Origin of the sequence: Amycolatopsis coloradensis, from assembly GCF_037997115.1 — a bacterium.
Taxonomy (GTDB): domain Bacteria; phylum Actinomycetota; class Actinomycetes; order Mycobacteriales; family Pseudonocardiaceae; genus Amycolatopsis; species Amycolatopsis coloradensis_A.
On record NZ_CP150484.1, the window covers coordinates 808,674 to 830,965 of the forward strand.

A 22,292-nucleotide genomic window follows, 5' to 3' on the forward strand; every position below is an offset into this window, starting at 1 on the left:
GATGAACGAACGGAAGGTAGCTGTTCCGGTGGTCTCCGCGACTCTATTCGGCTTGTCACCGAATGACGTCCTTCGCGCGGCAGCCGCTCCTTCAAAACCGGCCGTCTCCGGACGGCGACGCCGTTACTGCGGTTGCTGCTGCTGGCTGGGCAGGGTCCCGGCCGCCATCCGCCGCGCCACGTCCCGCCGCAGCCACAGCAGCCACAGCCAGATCCCGAGGAAGATCACCCCGAGGATCGCCACGGCGGGCAGCGCGACGAAGAAGGCGATCAGCGCGACCTGCAACACCAGCACCGCGGGCACCGCCCAGGGCTTCTTCAGGAAACCGCACAGCACTATCAGCGCGACCGCGATGACGATCACCGACCAGCCGGTGAGCGAGCCGACGCCGCCGCCGAGTTTCGCCACCACCGGCAGCGCGAGCGCGACGGTGATGCCCTCCATGATCAGGGAACCGGCCATCACGCCGCGGAAGGACTTCATCGGGTCCTTGGCGGGCGGCTTCGGGGTTTCGTCGGTCACGCCGGCTCCTTACCGAACAGGGTCCTGGCCTCGCCCGCGGTGACGACCGAGCCGGTGACCAGCACGCCGCCGCCCGCCAGAGGCTCCTCGGGGTCGTCGCTCTGCTCGACGAGGCCGATGGCGGTCTCGATCGCGGCGTCCAGGCTGGGCTCGGCCACGACACGGTCTTCGCCGAAGATCGAGATGGCGATGTCGTTGAGCTCGTCGAGCGGCATCGCGCGCGGGGACGAGTTCTTGGTGACGACGATCTCGGACACCACGGGTTCGAGGGCGTCCAGGATGCCGCGGGCGTCCTTCTCCGCCATCACGCCGACCACGGCCGCGAGACGGCGGAAGGCGAACTCCTCGGCGACGGTGGTCGCGAGTGCCTTGGCACCGTGCGGGTTGTGGGCGGCGTCGAGCAGCACGGTCGGCGCGGCGCGGACGCGCTCCAGCCTGCCGGGGGTCTCGACCTCGGCGAAGGCCTCGCGGACGGCCTCGATGACCAGTTGCTTGTCCTTGCCCGCGCCGAAGAACGCTTCGACTGCGGCCAGCGCGAGCGCGGCGTTGGCCGCCTGGTGCGCGCCGTGCAGCGGCAGGAAGATCTCGTCGTACACCCCGCCGAGGCCCTGCAGTTTCAGCATCTGCCCGCCGACGGCGACCTCGCGCTCCAGCACGCCGAACTCGCTGCCCGCACGGGCGACGCTCGCGTCGACCTCGACGGCGCGTTCCAGCAGGATCTTCTGCACTTCGGGGTCCTGCTCGGCGATGACCGCGACGCTGCCGGGTTTGATGATCCCGGCCTTCTCCACCGCGGCTTTGGCCGGAGAGCCGCCGAAGTACTCGACGTGGTCGACACCGATCGGGGTGATGACGGCGACGTCGCCGTCCACGACGTTGGTGGCGTCCCAGGAGCCGCCGAGGCCGGTCTCGATGACCGCCGCTTCGACGGGCGCGTCGGCGAAGGCCGCGAACGCCATCCCGGTGAGCACCTCGAACTTGCTCATCGGCACCGCGTCCTGGCCGCCGGCGTTGTCCACCATGTTCACGTACGGCGCGACGTCGCGGTACAGGTCGACGTACGCGGCGGCGGAGATGGGGGCGCCGTCGAGCGCGATCCGCTCGGTGACCAACTGCAGATGCGGGCTCGTGTACCGGCCGACGCGCAGGCCCATGCGGGTCAGCAGCGCGTCGATCATCCGGGTGGTCGAGCCCTTGCCGTTGGTCCCGGCGACGTGCAGCACCGGGTAACCGCGGTGCGGCTCACCCATCAGGTTGACCAGGGCCGCGATCCGGGCGAGGGACGGCTCGATCTTCGTCTCGGGCCAGCGCTGGTTCAGCTCGGCCTCGACGGCGAGCAGTTCACGGCGCGCCTGCTGCCCGTTGGGGTCGGACGGGGCGAACTCGTCGCCCTGGTCGTCCAGTTCGTGCAGTTCCACGTCCTCCGGGGCGACGAGGTCCGGCACGGGGCCGAGCGCGAGGTTGTCCCCCAGCTGCCCGATCCCGCCGATGCCGCCTCGTGAACCGCCGCCCGCCTGGTACGCGGCGTCGGGTGCGTCCAGATCCGGGTCGGTGTCGTCGGACGGATCGTGGGCGCGTGCCCCCAATTCGTCGACACCGGCGAAACTGTCCAGATCTGCCAGGTCCGGGGATTCCCTGAAATCTTCGGAATCCCGGCCGTCACCTCGCGGCACGAACTCTCCTCTTACCCTTGCTGCCTGTCGGGCCGAGTCTACGTGCGGCTTTTCCTGGCACTCTCGACGCATGGGGTTCAACCACAACGACCACTACCACCCGCTGCTGCTCGACCAGCTGCCTCCCGGCCCCGGCGTGGCGCTGGACGTGGGCTGCGGCGGCGGGCGGTTCGCGCGACGGCTCGCGGCGACCGGGATGCACGTCGAGGCGATCGACCGGTCCGGCCCGATGATCGAACTCGCCAGTGCCGCCGGTTCCCCGGGGCCCGGCACGATCTCCTACCGGCAGGCCGACGTGGTCGCCGAAAAGCTGCCGGAGGCGGCGTACGACTTCATCTCCTGCCTCGCGTCGCTCCACCATGTGCCGTTCGACACGGTCACCAAGCTGCGTGACGCGCTGGTCCCGGGCGGTGTGCTGGCCGTGCTCGGCCTCGGCAGGCCCAGCACGTTCGCCGACTACGCGCGGGCCCTCGTGGCCTCCCCGGTGAACGCCGTGGCCAGGGTGATCGTGTACGCGGGCGACCGGCTGAACGGCGGGGTCGATCCGCTGCCGACGGCGCCGATCGCGGAGACCTTCCCGCCGATGAACCGGATCCGGCGCGACGCGGCCCGGCTGCTGCCGGGGAGCAAGGTCCGGAACCTGCTCTTCTACCGCTATCTCCTCGTCTACCGCAGGCCCGAAGACGATCACCCGATGTGACACCCCAAGCGGGTGAAACCGGCGCCCGACCACCCGATCGGCGGCGCCGAGCAGGCCGGATCCCGTTCATTTTTGAGAGGCCATCCAGTCCGGAGATCGGGGTCCTCATGCGCTTCAGACGCGTCCTGTTCGCGGCCGTCTCGACCGTCGTCCTGCTGATCGCCTCCACCACGGCGGCCACCGCCGCCACGCGGTCCTACCGGAATTACGTCGCGCTGGGTGATTCCTACACCTCCGGACCGCTCATTCCGCTCCCCCGCCTCGACCCGCTCTTCTGCGGCAAGTCGACGCAGAACTATCCGTCGATCCTCGCCTCGGCACTGCGGGTCCGCTCCTTCACCGACATCAGCTGCGGTGGCGCCGACACCACCAACATGACACAGCGGCAGAGCGTGACCCTCGGCAGCAACCCGCCCCAGTTCAGCGCCCTGAGCGCGAGCACCGACCTGGTCACGGTCGGGATCGGCGGCAACGACTACGGCGTCTTCGGCACGCTGGTCGGCACTTGCCCCACTCTGCGCGCGAGCGATCCCGCGGGGACCCCGTGCCAGGACAGGTTCACCGTCGGCGGTGTCGACACCATCAAGGCCAAGATCGCCGACACCGGCAAGAACGTCGAGAAGGTGCTGGCCGGGATCCACGCCCGCTCGCCGCACGCCGACGTGCTCGTCGTCGGCTACCCGCGGATCGCGCCGGAACGCGGCTACTGCCCGAAGATCCTGCCCTTCGCCGAGGGCGACTACGCCTGGCTCAACGACGTCGAGAAGGCGTTGAACTCAGCGATCGAGAAGGCCGTCGCGGCCGACGGCAAGGCGACCTTCGTGGACACGTTCGGTCCGTCCACCGGGCACGACGCCTGCGCGCCGAACGGCGCGGCGTGGATCAACGGGCAGCACACGAAGCTGCTCGCCGCGGCGGCTTACCACCCGTATCGCACCGGGATGGCGGGGGTGGCCGGAGTGGTCCTCCGTCACCTCCGCTGAGCCACCCCACGCGCAATGAAGGGGCCTTTCATCGCAAAATTTGCGATGAAGGGCCCCTTCATTGCAGTCGTCAGGAGGCGGGCAGCGTCGCCAACCGGGCGTTGATGCGCTCGATGTCCGCGACCGCGGTCTCCCTGCGGGCCCGGATCTTGCCGATCACCGGCTCCGGCGCCTTGTCGATGAAGGCCTGGTTGCCGAGCTTGGCCTCGGCCTGCGCCAGTTCCTTCTCCGCCGCGCCGAGGTCCTTCTGCAGGCGCTTGCGCTCGGCGGCGACGTCGATCGTGCCGGACAGGTCCAGTTCGACGGTGACGACACCGGCCGACAGCCCGACCTCGAGCGACGCGCTCGGCGCGAAGCCGTCTTCGGGCCGCGTGAGCCGGACCAGCGAGCGGATGGGCTCGTCGTGCCCGGTGATCTCGGCGAACCCGTCGCCGGACAGCCGCGCGGCCACCTTCTGGCTGGGCTTGAGGCCCTGGTCCGCGCGGAAGCGGCGGACCTCGGTGACCAGCTTCCGCACGTCCGCGATCCGCTTGTCCGCCAAGGGATCGGCGTACGAGGCGTCGGCCACCGGCCACGGGGCGACCACCAGCGACTCGCGGCCGGTCAGCGCCGTCCACAGCTTCTCGGTGATGAACGGGATGAACGGGTGCAGCAGCTTCAGCACCGTGTCGAACACGTGCCCCAGCACCGCGCGCGTCGCCGTCACGCGGGCCTCGTCGCCCTGGAAGACCTGGACCTTCGACAGCTCCAGGTACCAGTCGCACAGCTCCGTCCAGGTGAACTGGTAGAGCGTGTCGGTGGCCTTCGCGAACTGGTAGTCCGCCAGGTACCCGGTGACCTCGTCGACGACGTTGCCGAGCCTGCCGAGGATCCAGCGGTCGGCCTCGGTGAGCTCGGTGGCCGGGGGCAGCGGGGCGTTCGCGTCCGCGCCGTTCATCATCGCGAACTTGGTGGCGTTCCAGAGCTTCGTGGTGAAGTTCCGGGAGCCCGCGACCCACTCCTCGCCGATCGGCACGTCGGTGCCCGGGTTGGCGCCCCGCGTGAGGGTGAAGCGCAGCGCGTCGGTGCCGTACTTGTCCATCCATTCGATGGGGTCGACACCGTTGCCCGCGGTCTTCGACATCTTCTTGCCGAACTGGTCGCGGACCATGCCGTGCAGCGCGATGGTCTTGAACGGCGCCTCGCCGGTGGCGTAGAGGCCGAACATCATCATCCGGACGACCCAGAAGAACAGGATGTCGTAGCCGGTGACCAGCACCGACGTCGGATAGAACTTGTTCAGGTCCGGGGTCTTCTCCGGCCAGCCGAGAGTGGAGAACGGCCACAGGCCCGACGAGAACCAGGTGTCGAGGACGTCCGGGTCCTGGGTCCAGCCCTCACCCGAAGGCGGCTCCTCGTCCGGTCCGACGCAGACGACCTCGTCGTTCGGGCCGTACCAGACCGGGATGCGGTGGCCCCACCACAGCTGGCGCGAGATGCACCAGTCGTGCAGGTTGTCGACCCAGTCGAAGTAGCGCTTCTCCATCTCCGGCGGGTGGACGTTCACCCGGCCGTCGCGCACCGCGTCGCCGGCGGCCTTGGCGAGCGGGCCGACCTTGACGAACCACTGCAGCGAAAGCCGCGGCTCGATCGGCTCCTTCGACCGCTCGGAGTGCCCGACGCTGTGCAGGTACGGACGCTTCTCCGCGACGATGCGGCCCTGCTCGCGCAGCTTCTCCCGCACCGCGACACGGGCTTCGAAGCGGTCCATGCCGTCGAACTCGGTGCCGGTGCCGTCGATGCGGCCCTGCTCGTCCATGATCGTGATCATCGGCAGGTCGTGCCGCTGGCCGATCTCGAAGTCGTTCGGGTCGTGCGCGGGGGTCACCTTGACCGCGCCGGTGCCGAACTCCGGGTCGACGTGCTTGTCCGCGACGATCGGGATCTTGCGCCCGGTCAGCGGCAGCTCGACCTCGGTGCCGATGAGGTGCGTGTAGCGCTCGTCGTCCGGGTGGACCGCGACGGCGGTGTCACCGAGCATCGTCTCCATCCGGGTGGTGGCCACGACGATCGCGTTCTCGCCGTCGCCGTAGCGCATCGAGACGAGTTCGCCCTCGACCTCTTCGTGCTTCACCTCGGCGTCGGACAGCACCGACCGCAGCTCCGGCGACCAGTTGACCAGCCGCTCGGCGCGGTAGATCAGGCCGTCGTCGTAGAGCTTCTTGAAGATCGTGTTGACGGCCTTGGACAGGCCGTCGTCCATGGTGAACCGCTCACGGGTCCAGTCCACGCCCTCGCCGAGGCGCTTCATCTGGGCGAGGATCTTGCCGCCGTGCTCGTTCTTCCACTGCCAGACGCGCTCCACGAAGGCCTCACGGCCGAGCTCGCGGCGGCTGGTGCCCTCGGCGCGGAGCTGCTTCTCGACCAGCGCGTGGACCGCGATGCTCGCGTGGTCCATGCCCGGCAGGTACAGCGTCTCGTCGCCGAGCATGCGGTGGTAGCGGGTGATGGCGTCGATCAGGGTGTGCTCGAACGCGTGCCCGATGTGCAGCGAACCGGTCACGTTCGGGGGCGGGATGACTACCGTGAACGGCGGCTTGTCCGACGTGGGGTCGGCCGTGAAATAGCCGGCGTCTACCCAACGCTGGTAGAGCGAGGCTTCTTCGTCGGCCGGGTTCCAGGTACCCGGAAGGTCGGTCTGCTGCTGCTGGGCGTTCTCGGTCACAGTTGACAAGTCTACGAACCCCCTCTAACGAGTTCCTCACCGGCCGTAACGCCCGCCGCTCCCAGCCGATGAGGGGATGTCGTGACGCACTGGGGAGGGGCGGGCTCTTGGAAGACCGGCGGCTGGAGACGCATCCGGATCTGATGGATCCGGATTGGCGCGAGCACGCGGAAGTGGACGCCTGGCTCGGCGCGAAGAAGGACCTCAAGAAGCGGCGGAAACAGTCGTCGCGCCGCGGTTTCCGGGTGTCCGGCGGTCCGGTCCTCGTCCTGGCGCTGATCGCGCTCGTAGTCGCGGCGGTCGTCGTGCACCGGGTACAGGGCCGCGGCGTCAACGACGTCCCCGGCTTCGGGCAGCCTCCGAAGGCTGTCCCGGTGTCCGGCGGGGTCGACCTGAACCGGCCTTATGACCGCACCCCCGCCGCGAACTGGCGCGAAGGCATCGACGGGGTCATCGTGCCGCCGGGGCAGGCCGTCGGCGATTTCACCGCCGAGGAGGTCGACGCGGCGTACCGGACCGTGACGGAGGCCATCGCGGCCGCCCGGCTGGGTTCCAGGGCGCTGCAGTACGCGGACGGTTCGGAGCTGCTCCGCTTGCTGGCGCCGAACGAACGCGTCCGGCTCGAACCGGCGCTCACCAGCGCGCTCACCGTCGAAAAGGGCAAGTACCTCACCCTCATCGGCCCGAACCGCCTGCTGCAGGTGAGCCCGCGCATGACCGGCTTCCTGACGGCGAAGCCCGGCGAAAAGGGCGAACTGGTCGTTCACGCGAGCTACACGACCGCGTACGCCTTCGACGCGCATCCGGGCGAGGCCCGGTCGCCGTCGGATATCGTCCCGTTCGTCCGCGACGAACAGGACTACGTGATCCGCAAGGCGCCGCCGTTCGCCCAAGCCGACGCCGGGCTCAGCTTCGGCGAAGGCGCGCGCTATCACTCGAACATGGCGTGCGACGCGTCCAAGGCCGGCCTCCTCGCACCCCAGTACGCTGACAAGAGCAAACCCGTCGACGGAGCGCCCGTGGTCGACGAAGTGGACACCTATGACCCGACGAAACCCCTCCCATCGACGGGTAACTGCGGGTAGCCGGCCGACACGGGGGAAGAGGACGAGATGGGGGAATGAGGACGAGATGGACGAAGAGGACCGGCGGATCGAGACCCACCCGGACCTGGTCGACCCGAACTGGCAGAAGCACGCCGAGCTGGACGCCTGGCTGGGTGCGAAGAAGGAGCTCAAGAAGAAGCGCCGCAAGCAGCGCAAGGCGGCCGCGGCCTCCGGTGGCGGCTACTCCGCGCCGGGGACGAGCCGGTGGCCGGGCATCGCCGCGATCGTCGGCCTGATCGTGCTGGTCGTGGCCGCGGTGACGGTGAACGCGGTGCAGGAGCGCGGCGTCAACGAGACACCGTGGTTCCCGCTGGACGAATCACAGATCACCCGGCTCGTCACCGACGCCTGACCCCTCGGTCGCGCGCGGGAGCGGCAAGGCGCACGATGGGGGCATGACCCGCGAAGCACCCGCGAACGACGTTGACGAGACACAGCTCGAGGTCGGGAAACCGAAGAGCTGGGCGGCCGGGATCCCCGGGGTCGCAGTCTCCCTGATGCGCGGCATGGAACAGATGGGCGCCGCGCGCACGGTGAAGACGCTGCGCCTGCTGAACCAGCGCGACGGCTTCGACTGCCCCGGTTGCGCCTGGCCGGAGCCGCGCGAGGTCGACGGCGAGCACCGCAAGCTCGCGGAGTTCTGCGAGAACGGTGCGAAGGCCGTCGCCGAGGAGGCGACGAAGCGCCGCGTCGGCCGCGAGTTCTTCGCCGCGCACTCCATTCAGGAACTGGCCGGGAAGACGGACTACTGGCTCGGCCAGCAGGGCCGCATCACCGAGCCGTTCGTGCTGCGCGAAGGCGCGACGCATTACGAGCCGATCTCCTGGGACGACGCGTTCACGCTGGTCGCGGACGAGCTTCGCGCGCTGCAGGACCCGAACGAGGCGATCTTCTACACCTCCGGCCGCACCAGCAACGAGGCCGCGTTCCTCTACCAGCTGCTCGTGCGCTCCTACGGCACCAACAACCTCCCCGACTGCTCCAACATGTGCCACGAGTCCTCCGGCGCGGCGCTCGCCGCCACGACCGGGATCGGCAAGGGTTCGGTGTCGCTCGCCGACATCCACAAGGCGGACCTGATCGTGGTGGTCGGCCAGAACCCGGGCACCAACCATCCGCGCATGCTGTCCGCGCTGGAGGAGGCCAAGGGCAACGGCGCGAAGATCATGGCGGTCAACCCGCTGCCCGAAGCCGGGCTGATGCGGTTCAAGAACCCGCAGAACGTTCGCGGCGTGGTCGGCAAGGGCACCCCGCTCGCCGACGAGTTCGCGCAGATCCGGCTCGGCGGCGACCTCGCGCTGTTCCAGGCGATCGGTCATCTGCTGCTGAAGTGGGAAGCGGAGACTCCCGGCACGATCGTCGACCGCGCGTTCGTCGAGTCGTCCACCGAGGGCTTCGAGGACTACGCGAAGCATCTGCGGGAGGTCGACTGGACCGAGGTCGGCGCCGCGACCGGGCTGCCGCGGGAGCAGATCGAGCGGCTGGCGCGGATGATCGCGACGTCGAAGCGGACCATCTACTGCTGGGCGATGGGCCTGACCCAGCACAAGCACGCGGTGCAGACGATCTCCGAGATCGCGAACCTGGCGCTGGTGCGCGGCATGATCGGCGAACCGGGCGCGGGCCTGTGCCCGGTTCGCGGGCACTCCAACGTGCAGGGCGACCGGACGATGGGTATCTGGGAGAAGATGCCGGAGTCCTTTATGGACAGTCTCGACGCCGAGTTCGGCATCAAGGTGCCGCGGGAGCACGGCCACGACACCGTCGCCGCGATCCGCGCGATGCGGGACGGCAAGGGCAAGGTCTTCTTCGCCGTCGGCGGCAACTTCGCGTCCGCCACCCCGGACACGGAGCTGACCGAGAAGGCGCTCAAGTCGTGCTCCCTGACCGCGCACGTGTCGACGAAGCTCAATCGCTCGCATGTCGTCCCGGGCAAGACCGCGTTGATCTTGCCCACCCTCGGCCGCACGGAACGCGACGTCCAGGCCGGCGGCGAGCAGTTCGTCACCGTCGAGGACTCGATGTCGCAGGTGCACACCTCACGCGGCAGGCTGGCCCCGGCCAGTGAGTACCTGCTCTCCGAAGTCGCGATCATCTGTCATCTCGCGGAAGCCCTGCTCGGTGCCGGGCACGCGGTGCCGTGGCGAGACTTCCACGCCGACTACGACCTCATCCGCGACCGGATCGCCCGCGTCGTCCCCGGCTGCCATGACTACAACGCCCGGGTGCGCGAGCCCGACGGGTTCGTCCTCCCGCACGCGCCGCGCGATTCCCGGCAGTTCAACGGAACCGCGAACGGCAAGGCGAACTTCACCGTCTCCGAACTCGAATACCCCGAGGTGCCCGAAGGCAGGCTGCTGCTGCAGACGATGCGCAGCCACGACCAGTACAACACCACCATCTACGGCCTTTCCGACCGTTACCGCGGCATCGAGGACGCGCGGCGCGTGGTGCTCGTGAACCCCGAGGACCTGGTCTCGCTCGGGCTCGCCGACGGCGCGATGGTCGACCTGGTCTCGGAATGGCGGGACGGCGACCGCCGGGCCCCGCGGTTCCGGGTGGTCTCCTATCCGACGGCGAAGGGCTGCGCGGCGGCGTACTTCCCCGAGGCGAACGCGTTGGTGCCGCTGGATTCGGTGGCGGACAAGTCGAACACCCCGGTGTCGAAGGCGATCGTGGTGCGGCTGGAGCCGGTCGCCTGAGCGGTGCTGAAGGGGACTTTCCCCGCATGCGATGCGGGGAAAGCGCCCTTCACCGCGTGAGACGAGGGGAAAGTCCCCTTCAGCACCGGCTCGCTCAGTTGATGCACCCGGTGTCGTCGGAGGTGATGGGCTCTTCGGTCCGGACCCCGGCCGCCCCGCCACCCGAAGACACGCCCGGTCCCTTGTAGACCTGGCCGAGGACGACCTGGACATGGCCCTCCGGAACGGAATCGGCCTTCTGGGTTTCCAGCCCGCCGAGCAGCTTCGCGATCTCCGTGGCGGGCCCGGACGCGTCGCTGAACCGGACGACGGAGGTCCGTCGTCCGGTGTCGGCCGTCGCCTCGCCCTTGCCGAATCCCTTCTCCGCCAGGAGATCCGAGACGCGAGCGGCCAGGCCGTCCTTGCCGCTCGCGTTGACGACGTCGACCTTGGGGCCGGCGGGCGCCTGCGGCGTCGTGGGCTGGGCACCGATCAGGGACGCGGCGAAGGCCCGCACCTGGGCGGGGTCCACCTGCACGGCGGTCGCGGTCGGTTGCCTGGGGTTGTAGCGGTAGTCGGGGTTGACCACGGGGATCGTGTCGAAGGCGATGCCGCCGCCGGTGACGCCTCGCATCTGCCGGACGAAGTCGAGCAGGTCCCACGAGCCGTCGAGCACGACCGAACGTTTCACCGCGTCGATCAGTTCGGAGAGACGGGCCGGGTTGGCGAGCGTCCCGGCGGAGAGCACCTGCTTCGCCAGCCCGGCGAGGAACACCTGCTGACGGCGGACGCGGTCGAGGTCGCTGCGGGGCAGATCCTCGCGCTGGCGGACGAAGGCGAGCGCGTCGGCGCCCTGGATCGTCTGCTTGCCCGCCTTGAAGTTCGCACCGGACTTGATGTCCTTCGTGTCCCGCTTCAGGCACACCTCGACGCCGCCGACGGCCTTGCTGATGTCGTAGAAACTCTGCAGGTTGACCTCGGCGAAGTGATCGATCTTGACGCCGGTGAGGTCCTCGACCGCCTTCAAGGTCGCCTTCCGCGCGGCCGTGATCGCCACCTTGTCGATCTCCGCCTTGTCGGTCTTGCCCGCCTCGCGCTGCGCACTCGCCGAGGCGAACTTGGCGTGACCGAAGATCCCGTTGATCTTGGTCTTGTCCTTCGTCCCCGGCTCCGCGACCCAAGAGTCGCGCGGGATGGAGAAGGCCTTCACCGCCTTCTGGCCATTGGGGATGCGGAGCACGATGAGCGTGTCGGTCAGGTCGTCGCCGTTCGCACCCACGCGCAGTTCACGCAGCATCTCCGGGGACAGCGGGTTGCCGTGCTCGTCGGTCCGCGAATCGCGCCCGACCAGCAGGATGTCCAGCGAACCGTCGGCGGGCTGTTCCCCCGGGTCCGGCGCTTCGATCACGTCTTCGCGGGTCACGCCGTCCAGCGACTTCATGGTCGAGTATCCGTACGCGGTCCCCCCGAACACCGTCACCGCCAGCGCGGCGACCAGGACCTTCCCCAGCTTGTGCACGTTCCTTGGACGCGCGGGAGGCCGTCAGTGCTGCATGGGTGATCCAGTTCACATCCGCAGATGCGACGCGCCGTTCAGGTCGAGGATCGCGCCGGACGCCCACGTGGCCTCGGCGGAAGCGAGATAGACCACCGCCGCCGCGACCTCCTCCGGCATGCCGACCCGGCCGAACGGGCTCTCACCGCGCGCGCCTTCGACCTTCGCCGCGACCCGGTCCGTCGCGGTGAAACCGGGCGCGACCGAGGTCACCGCGATCCCATGCGGGGCGAGGGCGACGGCGAGCGACTGCCCGAGCGAGTGCAGCGCGGCCTTGCTCGCGCCGTACGCCGGGAACTCGGGCTCGCCCTTGAAGGCGCCCCGCGAGCCGATGTTGACCACCCTGCCTGCCACCGCGCGATCGATCATGTGCCGGGTCACGCAGTAGGTCACGTTCGCGGTGCCGAGCACGTTGACGTCGAGCATCCGCCGCCAGGCCCGCTGCCAGTCCTCATAGGACACTTCCGCGAGGGAATGGGCGACCGCCGCGGACGGCGCGAAGGCGGCGTTGTTCACCAGGACATCGACACCGTCCACCAGCGCCTCCGCCTCGTCGGCGACCCGCTGCGCCACTTCGGGATCCGAGAGGTCGCCCTGGACGAGCCCGTGGCCGGAACCGCGCAGCTCGCCGAGGGTCCGCTCGGCGTCCTCCCGCTTCGAGGCGTAGTGGACGGCGACTCGGTCGCCCTTTTCCGCGAAGGCCCGCGCGATCGCCCGGCCGATACCGCGCGACGCCCCGGTCACCAGAACTCCCACGAGCAGACCTTAGCCGCCGAAGAGCTGGACGACCTTCCGGAACAGTTCGTAGACGCCGTAGGCGAACGGAACCGCGACCCACAGCCAGGCGAAGACCATCAGTCCGGTGCGGCGGCGTTCGGGGGCCTGTCCGGTCATCGGGCCTCACTCCTCGCGGGCTCGCCGGACGACGCCGGCTCGTGGTACTTCGCCTTGACCGGGCGCACCAGTTCGTTGGCCACGAAGCCGACGATCAGCAGGCCGATCATGATGAACAGCGACGTCGTGTAGAGGTCGGGGCCGACCTTGCCCGCCGCCTTCTGGCTGTCGGAGATGGCGTTGACGATGAGCGGCCCGAGCACCCCCGCCATCGACCACGCGGTCAGCAGCCTGCCGTGGATCGCGCCCACCTGGTAGGTGCCGAAGAGGTCCTTCAGGTACGCGGGCACGGTCGCGAAGCCGCCGCCGTAGAACGACAGGATCAGCATGGCGCACAGGACGAACACGAGCTTCGACGCGTTGGTGGTCAGCGCGATCACCAGGTACAGCAGCGCGCCGGCACCGAGGTAGAGCCGGTAGATGTTCTTGCGCCCCACCAGATCCGAAGTGGACGACCAGACGAACCGGCCGAGCATGTTGGTCAGCGAGAGCAACGCGACGAACCCGGCCGCGGCGGCGGTGCCGACCGGTGTCGAGGTCTCGCGGAAGAAGTCCGCGATCATCGGCGACGCCTTCTCCAGGATGCCGATGCCCGCGGTCACGTTGAAGCACAGGACCACCCAGAGCAGCCAGAACTGCGGCGTCCTGAGGGCGTTGCGCGCCGACACGTTCGCGGTGGTGATCATCGCGTTGCCGTGGTCGGTCTTCGGTTCCCAGCCGGACGGCTTCCAGCCGTCGGCGGGAACCCGGACCAGCAGGATGCCGAGGGTCATGAAGACCGCGTAGACCAGGCCGTGCACGAGGAAGGCCGTCGCGACGGTTCCGACCGACCACGGCGCCGCGCCCAGCATCTGCGAGGACCACGGGGAGGCGATCAGCGCACCACCGCCGAAGCCCATGATCGCGATCCCGGTCGCCATCCCCGGCCGGTCCGGGAACCATTTGATCAGCGTCGACACCGGCGAGATGTAGCCGATGCCGAGCCCGATGCCGCCGATCCCGCCCCAGCCGAGGACGACGAGCCAGTACTGCGACGTCGCCACGCCGAGCGCGGAAAGCAGGAAGCCCGAGCTGAAACAGACCATCGAGACGAACATCGCCCAGCGCGGCCCGTTGCGTTCGACCAGCGTCCCGCCGAACGCGGCCGACAGCCCGAGCATCACGATGCCGAGCTGGAACGGCAGCGCGCTTTCCGTGCCGCTGAGCCCGAGGGTCTTCTCCAGCGGCGGTTTGAAGACGCTCCACGCGTACGCCTGCCCGATCGACAAGTGGACGGCCAGCGCGGCGGGCGGCACCAGCCAGCGGCTCCAGCCCGGCGATGCGACGATGCGGGAACGGTCCAGGAAGCCGACAGCCATCCGGCGCCTCCGTACTCTGAGGATGTGCACTGGGAATGTATTACTTAATTCCCGACGTTGCAGTACTCAAGTGTCGAACAATCGGTCAGAAGGGTGGACAAGTGGGCAGGGTGACGGTGCGGCGTCCGGTGCGGAAGATCTCCGCGGCGAAGGACGTACGGCGGCCCGACGCGCTCGCGGCCGAAGAACCGCTGGAGATCCGCGTCTGCGGCAAGGCACTCGCGGTCACCATGCGGACACCCGGCAACGACGTGGAACTGGCGCACGGGTTCCTGCTGTCGGAGGGCGTGCTCACCTCGCGCGAGGACGTCGCGGTCGCGCGGTACTGCGACGGCGTCGACGACCAGGGCCGCAACACCTACAACGTCCTGGACATCGCGCTGGCCGATGGGGTGGCTCCGCCGGAGACGGGCGTCGAGCGGAACTTCTACACCACGTCCTCGTGCGGCGTCTGCGGCAAGGCCGCGCTCGACGCGGTGAAGCTGAAGAGCCGGTTTTCGCCGGAGAAGTCCGAGTTCGCGGTGAGCACCGGAGCGCTGTCGAAACTCCCGGACACGCTTCGCGCACACCAGAAGGTCTTCTCCAGCACCGGCGGGCTGCACGCGGCCGCCCTGTTCGACGGCGACGGGAACCTCGCCGTCGTCCGCGAGGACGTCGGCAGGCACAACGCCGTCGACAAGGTCCTCGGCTGGGCGCTGCAGGAGGGCCGGATCCCCGCGTCGGACGTCGGACTGCTGGTCTCCGGCCGCGCCTCGTTCGAACTGGTGCAGAAGGCCGCCATGGCCGGGATCGGCCTGCTGGCGGCGGTTTCCGCGCCGTCGTCGCTGGCCGCGGAACTGGCCGACGAGAACGGCATGACCCTCATCGGTTTCCTGCGTGGCGACAGCATGAACCTCTACAGCGGCGAACAGCGGGTGCTCGGCCTCGTGAGTGGTAAGGACGGTTAGAACCGTCCTTACCACTCACGAGACTGATAAATCCTGAGCATCCGTTTGACAACACCGTTTTCGCGGGGCCATCGTCCTGGGCATGAGCGCTTACACCCGGCAGGCGATGGCGCGGCTGTTCGATCGGACGGCGGAGACCTACGACGCGCTCGGCGTCGACTTCTTCGGCGCGTTCGCCGCGGAACTGCTCGACCGGGTCGGGCTCGTTCCCGGTGAGCGCGTGCTGGATGTCGGCTGCGGACGGGGCGCGGTGCTGTTCCCCGCGGCCGAGCAGGTCGGCCCGGAAGGATCGGTGCTGGGGATCGACCTTTCCGCGGAAATGGTCGAGCGCACCGCGAAGGATATCGAGGCACGTGGTGCCAACGCCTCGGTTTCCCTTATGGACGCCCAAGAACCGACGCTGGACGACGCCGCCTTCGATGCCGTCCTCGCGTCGTTCGTGGTGTTCTTCCTGCCTGATCCGGTCGACGGCCTGCGGTCTTGGCATCGCCTCCTCGCACCCGGCGGCCGGCTGGGTGTCACCACGTTCGGCGCCGACGATCCCCGGTGGGCGGGCGTGCGCGAGGTGTTCAAACCGTTCGTTCCGCCGGAGCTGGCCTGGACACTGGCCGTCAGGGCGGGACTGTTCGCCACCATCGAAGGATTCGGCCAGGCCGTGGCGTCGGCGGGTTTCACCGGTGTCACGTCCGTGGAACGCGTCTATCCGGTGAAGTTCGCCGACCCCGGGCACTGGATCACCTGGTCGTGGTCGCACGGCCAGCGGATGTTCTGGGAGCTGATCCCGGAAGACCACCTCGACGCCGTGCGCCAGGCCGTGCTCGCGGAGCTCGAACCGCTCCGCGAGCACGACGGGAGTATGGTGCTGGCGCAGACCGTGCGCTACACCCTCGCCCACCGCGGTTGACCGGTCACAACGCGAGCCTCGGCCAGGACGCCGTGTCGCGTGACAACTGCCGGTCGTGCGTGGCGATCACCACCGCGGCCGGGGTCGTTTCGAGCGCGGCGGTCAGCTCGTCGACGAGTGCGGCGGAGAGGTGGTTGGTCGGCTCGTCCAGCAGCACGACGTGCGGACGGCGGGCCAGCATCAGTGCCAGGTCCAGCCGACGCCGGGCGCCGACCGACAGTTCGGCCACCGGCCGGTGCCGGTCGTAGCCGGCGAGCAGGCCCAGCTCGCCCAGCCCCGGCCCGGGGATCCCGGCCCTGGCGAGCTGTTCGTCGTACAACTCCATCGCCGTCCGCCTGCCCGGCAGCTCGGATTCCTGGCCCAGCCTGCCGATCCGCGCGGACCGCGAACGCGTGACCGTGCCGGTCCCGGGCTCCAGCTCCCCGGCCAGCACGGCCAGGAGCGTCGATTTACCCGCGCCGTTGCGGCCGGTGACGACCAGCCGGTCGCCACTTTCCAGCGCCAGATCGACCGGACGCGCGAGCCGTCCGGCCACCGTCACCCCGGCGGCGCGGAGGAGCGTCGCGCCTCCGTGCGCCGGCAGCTCGGGCATGGCGAACCGGGCGGGTGGCGGCGGAACGGCGACCACGTGCTCGGCCAGTTCTTCCTGCCGCCGGTGGACCGCGCGGACCAGCCCGGGGGCGCGAGTGGCACGGACGTGCCTGCCGGTGCCCTTGGGCGGCCGCCAGTTGTCGCGCAACCGGTTCCGCGCCGCGGACAGGTCGTCGGCCAGCCGTTGCCGCTCGGCGATCTGCTCGGCGTGCGCCGACTCCCAGCGGGCGCGTTCGGCTCGCCGGGCCTCGACATAGGCCGCGTATCCGCCGCCGTAGACGCGTGGCCGTCCGTCGCTCGACGGATCGAGGTCGATCACCGTGGTGGCGACGTCCGCGAGCAGGGCCCGGTCATGGCTGACCAGGACGACCACGCCCGGATGCGCGCGCAACCGCTCGGTGAGATGGTCGAGCCCCGCCGCGTCGAGATGGTTGGTCGGCTCGTCGAGCAGCAGGACCTGGTGCCCGGCGCCGAGCAGGCAGGCCAGCCGGACCCGGTGCCGCTGCCCGACCGACAGTGTCCCGAGTGGACGGTCGCGATCGTCGACGGCGTTCAGGGCAGCCAAGGACACTTCGACACGCCTGTCGGCGTCCCACGCGTCGAGGGCCTCGGCTTCTTCGAGCGCGGCGGCGAACGCGTCTTCGGCTCCGGAACGTCCGTCGCTGAGCGCCTCGGTGGCAGCCTCGAGCCGGGCCAGCGCGCCGCGGACGGCGGCCAGTTCGAGGTCGATCAACGCGCCGACGGTGTCGGTCGCCCCGAGCGGGATCTGCTGGTCGGCGACGCCCGCCGAACCGGATCGGTGCACCTCGCCGCGGTCGGCGGCCAGGTCACCGGCGAGTACCCGGAGAAGTGTGGTCTTGCCGCGACCGTTCTCCCCGACGATGGCGACACGCTCGCCGGCGGCGGCGACGAGGTCGACCCCGGACAGGACGGGCCGTCCCCCGAAGGAGAGGTGGACGCCGGACAGGCGGACGTGCGCCGCGCGCACAGGCGCGGGCGAAAGAGGGGATGACATGAAGGAACTGCCTCCGGTGAAAGTGATGAGCGGGAAGAACGAACTCCGGTACCGCGGCTCGCGGCACCGGTGGAGGCGTCGTTCCTCAGAGGAACAGCAGTTGCTGCATCACGTTCACGAGCGTAGGTCACACCTTCGGAACCCCGCATCCGAATTTCGGAACCACACGTTCGCGCCATCCCCCGCGACTACGTGTCACCCCACGGAGACCCCCCTTCACTCGCGAAGACACGTCGCTCCTAGCCCGTGATCGGGGCTTCAAACCACCACTTTCCGGGGTCACCCACAGGGGCACCACGACGGTTGCCATGATCACCGGCCCGTTCGACGGTGGGCTTCTCAGCAGGCAACTTCCGAGAGGAGCGGGACCGATGGCGAAGACCATGCAGCCGCAGGAGCTCATCGACAGTGCCGTGGTCGACCCGACCGGCAACAAGCTCGGCAAGGTGGGCAACGTCTACCTCGCCGACGCGACGCGCCAGCCGGAATGGATCACCGTCAAGACGGGCCTGTTCGGCACCAAGGAGAGTTTCGTCCCGCTGTCCGGAGCGCACGCGGACCAGGACGGCGTCCACGTCCGCGTCGACAAGGACGCGGTCACCGACGCACCCCGCATCGAGGCCGACGGCCACTTGTCCGCGGAGGAAAGCGCGCAGCTGTACAAGCACTACGGGCTGCCGATGCCGCGGACCTCACCGGACGGCCGGATGGACGACCGGGCGCAGGGCCGGGGCGACGCCGGCCGGACCCAGGCCGGTCTGGACACCGGCAGGAAGCACCCGGACGCCGAACCGACCATGACACGGTCCGAGGAGCGGCTGAACGTCGGCACCGAGCAGGTCGAGACCGGCCATGTCCGGCTGCGCAAGTACGTCGTCACCGAGGAACAGCAGGTCACCGTTCCGGTCAGCCACGAGGAGGTGCGCATCGAACGGGAACCGATCACGAAGCCGGGCGGCGAGCGCGCCGAGATAGCCGAGGACGAGCAGGAAGTCGTGCTCCACGCCGAGAAACCGGTGGTGAACAAGGAAACCGTCGCGGTGGAACGGGCGAGGCTCAAGACCGAGACCGTCACCGAGGACCAGACGGTGTCCGGCAAGGTACGCAAGGAACAGTTCGAGGTCACCGACGACGAAGGCAAGCACCGCAAGTCGTGAGCCGGCCCCCGGGGTCAGCGCATGCGGCGGGCGCGGGCGGCCGCGACCACGAAACCGGCCGCCACGGCACCCGCGATCGAACAGCCGACGCCGAACAGCACCGCGGGCTCGTGCACTCGCAGCACCGAGACGCACAACCACGCCGTCGCGCCGAAAAGCAGACCCAGCACCGGACCGCCGACGAGCGCGCCCCGCCACCGGTGACCGTTCCGGATGGTCCGCAGCCCGGATTCCAGGTACGCCAAGGCGAACAGGGCGAGGATCAGGCTGCCCGCGCCGAGCGCGCTCGCGAGCGGATGCTGCCGCGTGACGACGGTGAAAGTCCTCGGGACGCCGTCGGCCGTCAAGGTCGCGGTCGCGGCTCCGCCGGCGAGCCAGCGGGTGAGCCCGGGAAAAGCGAGATCGGCACGGAAACCCTCGCCGTCGGGTTTCGGCACCGCCGACGCGGAACCGAGCGGGATCCCGGCGGCCGAAAGGTCGAGGGTCACCTGTTCCGGGCGCCCCGCCCCCGTCACGGCGAAAGTCTTGCTGAGATCCACGGGCGCCGACGAGGCGGCGACACCGTCGATCTTCAGTGTCGTGGCCGCGTGCGGCAGCCGTTCCGGCGTGAGCAGGGTGAGCACCACGAGCGCGATCGCGGCGGCCGCCGCGGTCACTCGGAACCAGAGCACCGCGCCGGACCGGGACTCGGGCTCGAAGCTCGCGCGGGTCGCCGACAGCGTCGGATCCGGTGCGGGGCGGTGCACCGGTCTCGTCGGGCCGTCTCCGGCCGGGATCGGCGTGCCGAACGCGGAGATCACCCGTGGGGTGAGGTGCCGCACCGGCACCCGGGAGCGTTCCAGCCAGCCCGGTCCGTACACGGCGGTGGCGGCCGAGGCGAGGTCGGCCGCGAAGGTCTCCGCGTCGCGGTACCGGGAGTCGAGCTCACGCGAGATGCTGCGCATGACGACCCCGGCGATCGGCGACGGCACGCCGTCGATCGGGCGCGGATCGGTGAACATGTGCTGGCGCATCATGCTGATCGCGCCGCGAGTGTTGTCGAACGGCAGCTTCCCGGACAGCAGTTCGTAGAGCACCGTGCCCGCCGAGTAGACGTCGGCCGCCGGGCTCAGCGCGTTGCCCATCGCCTGCTCGGGCGCGATGTAGGCAGGTGTGCCGAGGACCTCGCCGCCGTGCGTGACGAGGGTGGCGCCCTCGCTGATCACCTTCGCGATGCCGAAGTCGGCCACCTTCATCACGCCTTGTGTGGTGAAGAGCAGGTTCTTCGGCTTGACGTCGAGATGCAGCACGCCCGCTTCGTGCGCCGCGTGGAGCCCGGCGAGCATCGCCAATCCGATCGCGCAGGCCTGCTCCCCGCCGACCTCCCCGCTGCGGAAGCGGCTGTACACGGTGCCGCCGTCGAGGCGTTCCATCACCATCAGATGCTCGCGGCCGGTGCGGACGTAGTCGTACACGGGCACGATGTGCGGATGGTCGAGGCTGGCCAGCACACGCGCTTCGCGGTCGAAGAGCTCACTGCTGGCGGCGTGGTTCAGCACGTCCCACGGCAGCTGTTTGATGGCGACGTCGCGGCGCAGCGAACGGTGGACGCCGGCGAAGACGACCCCCATCCCGCCCTGGCCGATCGCGGGCCCGATCTCGTACTGCGGCAGCGCGGCGACGACCTCGGCGGGTGCGCTCATCGGTTGAATTCCTTGGTGGAGTCGGGAAAGCGGACCGTCTCGTCGCCGGCGGGCCCCGGCGCGGGATGCGGGGTCAGGTAGCCGAGCAGGAACGCGATGACGGCGGCGCCGAGCACCACCGGGATCTCGATCGCGGGCTCCGGCGGGACGAGCCGCAGGACCGACAGCGAGACGACCGCGACGAGGCCGGTGCCGAAGCCGGCGGGCAGGAAACGCAGGCCGCGACGCCACCGGTTGGCAGGGAGGCGATGGCGGGCGAGCGCGAGCAGGGCCGTCAGCCACGCCAGCACGGTGAGCACGAGCATCGTGAGCCCGAAAGCGCCGTAGACGGACCAGAAGGATCCGCGGATGTCGGCGACCGTGGTCGCCTCTCCGAGGGTGCCGCGCCGGCCGTCCAGCAGCTCGACCGTCGACGGGAGCAGTCCGATCGCCTGACCGGACAGGTCCGCCATGTCCAGTACGAAGGTCCTGGTGACGCGACTGTGCGCGGGTACTTCGAACGGCGCCGTGGTGTCGTAGGCGAAGAAGGTCAGGGCGAGCGCCACTCCGGACACCCGCACGCTACGGACCTTGACGGCGGTACCGCCGCTGTTGGTCGCCGTGACGGTGAGTTCCAGTTGCTTCGCCGGATCGATCACGACCGTGGCGTTGGTGATCGGCCGGTCGTCGAAGGTGACCGCCAGGTCGAGTCCGCCACTGTCCGCGACGGCCGGTGGCGAGCCGAGGAGGACCGCGCACAGACCCAACGCAACCCCTGCCGCGATGACACGTCCCATTTTGCGCATCCCCTGTTTTCCTTATCCGACTGGTCCGGAATGCTACAGCGAGTACTTACCGGAGAGGGACGTCCCAATGCGTATCGTGGTTCGCCTGATATTCGGCACCGTGACCGGGTTGTTGTTCCTGCTTTCCCACGTGGGAGCGGGAAACGCACAGCAGTCCCCTTATCAGTCCACGGTTGGTTTGAAACCTTCGAGCGGTCCCGCCGGGAGTTCGTTCACCATTTCCTGGAATTTCTCTCCGTGCAAAGGCCCGATTTCTTTCACCTGGGAAGGAACGGCCATTACGTCGGTCAGCGCCCCCAGTGGACAGACCGGGGCGACGGTTCCGGAGAACGCGTCACCCGGCGGCCACACGGTCACGGGCACCTGCACGAACGCGCGGACCGGTCAGCCGTTGACCGGAAACGCGACCTTCCGGGTGACCGGGACCGTGACGACGGCGCCACCGACGACGAAGGTGCCCCCGACGACGAAGCCGACCGTCCCGGTGACCACCACGACCAGACCCGGAACGACCACCACCCCGTCCACCCGGGTCACCACGACGCCGCCGCCCACGACGAAACCACCATCCACAACGGACACTCCCCCGCCGGCGACGGACGTCCCCTCGTCCAGCAGCACGCCGCCGGGCCCCGATGACCTGATCCTCGATCGGCCGACCGTGAAACCCGGCGACGCACTGTCCGCGACCGGCAAGGGGTGCACGCCTGGCGAGCGGGTCACGCTGACGTCGGACGGCGAGCGCGTCGGCGGCGCCTATGCCGACGCCACCGGCGCCTTCACCGCGGCCGTCGAGTTCACCCGGATCGAGGCGGGCAGGCATACCGTCGTCGCCGACTGCGGCGTGCGGCTGACCGGCGCCGTCGAGCAGGTGGTGACCAGTTCGTCAGGCGGGCACAGCGGCACCCTGGTGGTGCTCGTGTTCTTCGTGCTGGCCGGCATCACCTTGATCCGCTTCCCCTGAGGTCACCGAGGTGGCCGCATCGCCGCGAAGACCAGGAACACCGCGGCGAGGAAGAGGGCGGCGATCGCCAG

The 22,292-nt window shown here is 69.5% G+C and carries 21 protein-coding genes; 9 read left to right on the top strand and 12 right to left on the bottom strand.

Annotation, left to right across the window (positions count from 1 at the left end; all coding sequences use genetic code 11):
- Window positions 1-123: 123 nt before the first annotated feature.
- Both LCL61_RS03665 and folC read right to left on the bottom strand, forming a co-directional pair.
- Window positions 124-522, bottom strand: a complete 399-nt coding sequence (locus LCL61_RS03665; protein WP_034316250.1) for a DUF4233 domain-containing protein — start codon at window positions 520-522, stop codon at window positions 124-126.
- The gene (gene folC, locus LCL61_RS03670) at window positions 519-2,195 is read right to left on the bottom strand and encodes a bifunctional tetrahydrofolate synthase/dihydrofolate synthase (RefSeq protein WP_340685507.1); all 1,677 of its coding nucleotides are present in this window, start codon (window positions 2,193-2,195) and stop codon (window positions 519-521) included. The genes LCL61_RS03665 and folC overlap by 4 nt, the downstream gene beginning before the upstream one ends.
- A 70-nt stretch (window positions 2,196-2,265) precedes the next feature.
- Here folC and LCL61_RS03675 point away from each other — a divergent pair, with 70 nt between their 5' ends.
- Both LCL61_RS03675 and LCL61_RS03680 read left to right on the top strand, forming a co-directional pair.
- Window positions 2,266-2,895: a class I SAM-dependent methyltransferase gene (locus tag LCL61_RS03675; protein ID WP_340685508.1), complete on the top strand. Its 630-nt coding sequence runs from the start codon at window positions 2,266-2,268 to the stop codon at window positions 2,893-2,895.
- A 107-nt stretch (window positions 2,896-3,002) separates the two neighbouring features.
- On the top strand, window positions 3,003-3,878 hold the full coding sequence (locus LCL61_RS03680; protein WP_340685509.1) for an SGNH/GDSL hydrolase family protein: 876 nt from the start codon (window positions 3,003-3,005) through the stop codon (window positions 3,876-3,878).
- A 70-nt stretch (window positions 3,879-3,948) separates the two neighbouring features.
- On the opposite strand, the gene LCL61_RS03685 is transcribed toward LCL61_RS03680, so the two are convergent.
- Window positions 3,949-6,582, bottom strand: a complete 2,634-nt coding sequence (locus tag LCL61_RS03685) for a valine--tRNA ligase (protein ID WP_340685510.1) — start codon at window positions 6,580-6,582, stop codon at window positions 3,949-3,951.
- A gap of 107 nt (window positions 6,583-6,689) precedes the next feature.
- Here LCL61_RS03685 and LCL61_RS03690 point away from each other — a divergent pair, with 107 nt between their 5' ends.
- Genes LCL61_RS03690 through LCL61_RS03700 form a run of 3 tightly spaced genes read left to right on the top strand, consistent with a single transcriptional unit; the run spans window position 6,690 to window position 10,390 of the window.
- Entirely contained in the window at window positions 6,690-7,667 is a 978-nt protein-coding gene (locus LCL61_RS03690) for a hypothetical protein (RefSeq protein ID WP_340685511.1), read from the top strand.
- A 46-nt stretch (window positions 7,668-7,713) separates the two neighbouring features.
- Window positions 7,714-8,040, top strand: coding sequence for a hypothetical protein (locus tag LCL61_RS03695; protein ID WP_340685512.1), 327 nt, complete (start codon window positions 7,714-7,716; stop codon window positions 8,038-8,040).
- Window positions 8,041-8,083: 43 nt separating this feature from the next.
- Window positions 8,084-10,390, top strand: coding sequence for an FdhF/YdeP family oxidoreductase (locus LCL61_RS03700; RefSeq protein WP_340685513.1), 2,307 nt, complete (start codon window positions 8,084-8,086; stop codon window positions 10,388-10,390).
- Between the two features lie 94 nt (window positions 10,391-10,484).
- Here the strand turns inward: LCL61_RS03700 and LCL61_RS03705 are convergent, their stop codons facing one another.
- Genes LCL61_RS03705 through LCL61_RS03720 form a run of 4 tightly spaced genes read right to left on the bottom strand, consistent with a single transcriptional unit; the run spans window position 10,485 to window position 14,176 of the window.
- A complete protein-coding gene (locus LCL61_RS03705; RefSeq protein ID WP_340685514.1) occupies window positions 10,485-11,888 on the bottom strand; it encodes an LCP family protein in 1,404 nt (467 codons plus the stop codon).
- A gap of 48 nt (window positions 11,889-11,936) precedes the next feature.
- Window positions 11,937-12,680 carry an SDR family NAD(P)-dependent oxidoreductase gene (locus LCL61_RS03710; protein ID WP_340685515.1) on the bottom strand — a complete coding sequence of 248 codons (744 nt, stop codon included), beginning with the start codon at window positions 12,678-12,680 and terminating at the stop codon, window positions 11,937-11,939.
- Between the two features lie 9 nt (window positions 12,681-12,689).
- Window positions 12,690-12,818 carry an MFS transporter small subunit gene (locus tag LCL61_RS03715; protein WP_340685516.1) on the bottom strand — a complete coding sequence of 43 codons (129 nt, stop codon included), beginning with the start codon at window positions 12,816-12,818 and terminating at the stop codon, window positions 12,690-12,692.
- Window positions 12,815-14,176 carry an L-lactate MFS transporter gene (locus tag LCL61_RS03720; RefSeq protein ID WP_340685517.1) on the bottom strand — a complete coding sequence of 454 codons (1,362 nt, stop codon included), beginning with the start codon at window positions 14,174-14,176 and terminating at the stop codon, window positions 12,815-12,817. The genes LCL61_RS03715 and LCL61_RS03720 overlap by 4 nt, the downstream gene beginning before the upstream one ends.
- A 101-nt stretch (window positions 14,177-14,277) precedes the next feature.
- Between LCL61_RS03720 and fdhD the strand changes: the two genes are divergently transcribed.
- Window positions 14,278-15,123 (top strand): formate dehydrogenase accessory sulfurtransferase FdhD, encoded by an 846-nt coding sequence (gene fdhD, locus LCL61_RS03725; RefSeq protein ID WP_340685518.1) that lies wholly within the window; start codon window positions 14,278-14,280, stop codon window positions 15,121-15,123.
- An 82-nt stretch (window positions 15,124-15,205) separates the two neighbouring features.
- Complete coding sequence (locus LCL61_RS03730; RefSeq protein WP_340685519.1) at window positions 15,206-16,027, top strand: class I SAM-dependent methyltransferase; 822 nt, start codon at window positions 15,206-15,208, stop codon at window positions 16,025-16,027.
- Window positions 16,028-16,031: 4 nt separating this feature from the next.
- Here LCL61_RS03730 and LCL61_RS03735 read toward each other — a convergent pair whose 3' ends face one another.
- Window positions 16,032-17,633 carry an ABC-F family ATP-binding cassette domain-containing protein gene (locus LCL61_RS03735; RefSeq protein WP_340685520.1) on the bottom strand — a complete coding sequence of 534 codons (1,602 nt, stop codon included), beginning with the start codon at window positions 17,631-17,633 and terminating at the stop codon, window positions 16,032-16,034.
- A 371-nt stretch (window positions 17,634-18,004) separates the two neighbouring features.
- On the opposite strand from LCL61_RS03735, the gene LCL61_RS03740 reads away from it, so the two are divergent.
- Window positions 18,005-18,790: a PRC and DUF2382 domain-containing protein gene (locus tag LCL61_RS03740; RefSeq protein WP_340685521.1), complete on the top strand. Its 786-nt coding sequence runs from the start codon at window positions 18,005-18,007 to the stop codon at window positions 18,788-18,790.
- 14 nt (window positions 18,791-18,804) lie between these two features.
- Here LCL61_RS03740 and LCL61_RS03745 read toward each other — a convergent pair whose 3' ends face one another.
- The 4 genes from LCL61_RS03745 to LCL61_RS03760 form a co-directional block, all read right to left on the bottom strand.
- Window positions 18,805-20,472, bottom strand: coding sequence for a serine/threonine-protein kinase (locus tag LCL61_RS03745; RefSeq protein ID WP_340685522.1), 1,668 nt, complete (start codon window positions 20,470-20,472; stop codon window positions 18,805-18,807).
- Window positions 20,469-21,248, bottom strand: a complete 780-nt coding sequence (locus LCL61_RS03750; RefSeq protein ID WP_340688483.1) for a hypothetical protein — start codon at window positions 21,246-21,248, stop codon at window positions 20,469-20,471. The genes LCL61_RS03745 and LCL61_RS03750 overlap by 4 nt, the downstream gene beginning before the upstream one ends.
- A gap of 171 nt (window positions 21,249-21,419) precedes the next feature.
- Window positions 21,420-21,614, bottom strand: a complete 195-nt coding sequence (locus LCL61_RS03755) for a hypothetical protein (RefSeq protein WP_340685523.1) — start codon at window positions 21,612-21,614, stop codon at window positions 21,420-21,422.
- A 27-nt stretch (window positions 21,615-21,641) separates the two neighbouring features.
- Window positions 21,642-21,878 carry a hypothetical protein gene (locus LCL61_RS03760; RefSeq protein ID WP_340685524.1) on the bottom strand — a complete coding sequence of 79 codons (237 nt, stop codon included), beginning with the start codon at window positions 21,876-21,878 and terminating at the stop codon, window positions 21,642-21,644.
- 40 nt (window positions 21,879-21,918) lie between these two features.
- Between LCL61_RS03760 and LCL61_RS03765 the strand changes: the two genes are divergently transcribed.
- Window positions 21,919-22,221 carry a hypothetical protein gene (locus tag LCL61_RS03765; RefSeq protein WP_340685525.1) on the top strand — a complete coding sequence of 101 codons (303 nt, stop codon included), beginning with the start codon at window positions 21,919-21,921 and terminating at the stop codon, window positions 22,219-22,221.
- The last annotated feature ends 71 nt before the right edge of the window (window positions 22,222-22,292 follow it).

What these genes read in the sequence shown, in the direction of transcription:
- LCL61_RS03675 (WP_340685508.1), top strand. Translation starts at nt 2,266, where the DNA reads ATGGGGTTCAACCACAACGACCACTACCACCCGCTGCTGCTCGACCAG.
- LCL61_RS03680 (WP_340685509.1), top strand. Translation starts at nt 3,003, where the DNA reads ATGCGCTTCAGACGCGTCCTGTTCGCGGCCGTCTCGACCGTCGTCCTG.
- LCL61_RS03695 (WP_340685512.1), top strand. Translation starts at nt 7,714, where the DNA reads ATGGACGAAGAGGACCGGCGGATCGAGACCCACCCGGACCTGGTCGAC.
- LCL61_RS03700 (WP_340685513.1), top strand. Translation starts at nt 8,084, where the DNA reads ATGACCCGCGAAGCACCCGCGAACGACGTTGACGAGACACAGCTCGAG.
- LCL61_RS03715 (WP_340685516.1), bottom strand. Translation starts at nt 12,818, where the DNA reads ATGACCGGACAGGCCCCCGAACGCCGCCGCACCGGACTGATGGTCTTC.
- LCL61_RS03720 (WP_340685517.1), bottom strand. Translation starts at nt 14,176, where the DNA reads ATGGCTGTCGGCTTCCTGGACCGTTCCCGCATCGTCGCATCGCCGGGC.
- LCL61_RS03730 (WP_340685519.1), top strand. Translation starts at nt 15,206, where the DNA reads ATGAGCGCTTACACCCGGCAGGCGATGGCGCGGCTGTTCGATCGGACG.
- LCL61_RS03735 (WP_340685520.1), bottom strand. Translation starts at nt 17,633, where the DNA reads ATGTCATCCCCTCTTTCGCCCGCGCCTGTGCGCGCGGCGCACGTCCGC.
- LCL61_RS03740 (WP_340685521.1), top strand. Translation starts at nt 18,005, where the DNA reads ATGGCGAAGACCATGCAGCCGCAGGAGCTCATCGACAGTGCCGTGGTC.
- LCL61_RS03745 (WP_340685522.1), bottom strand. Translation starts at nt 20,472, where the DNA reads ATGAGCGCACCCGCCGAGGTCGTCGCCGCGCTGCCGCAGTACGAGATC.
- LCL61_RS03750 (WP_340688483.1), bottom strand. Translation starts at nt 21,248, where the DNA reads ATGGGACGTGTCATCGCGGCAGGGGTTGCGTTGGGTCTGTGCGCGGTC.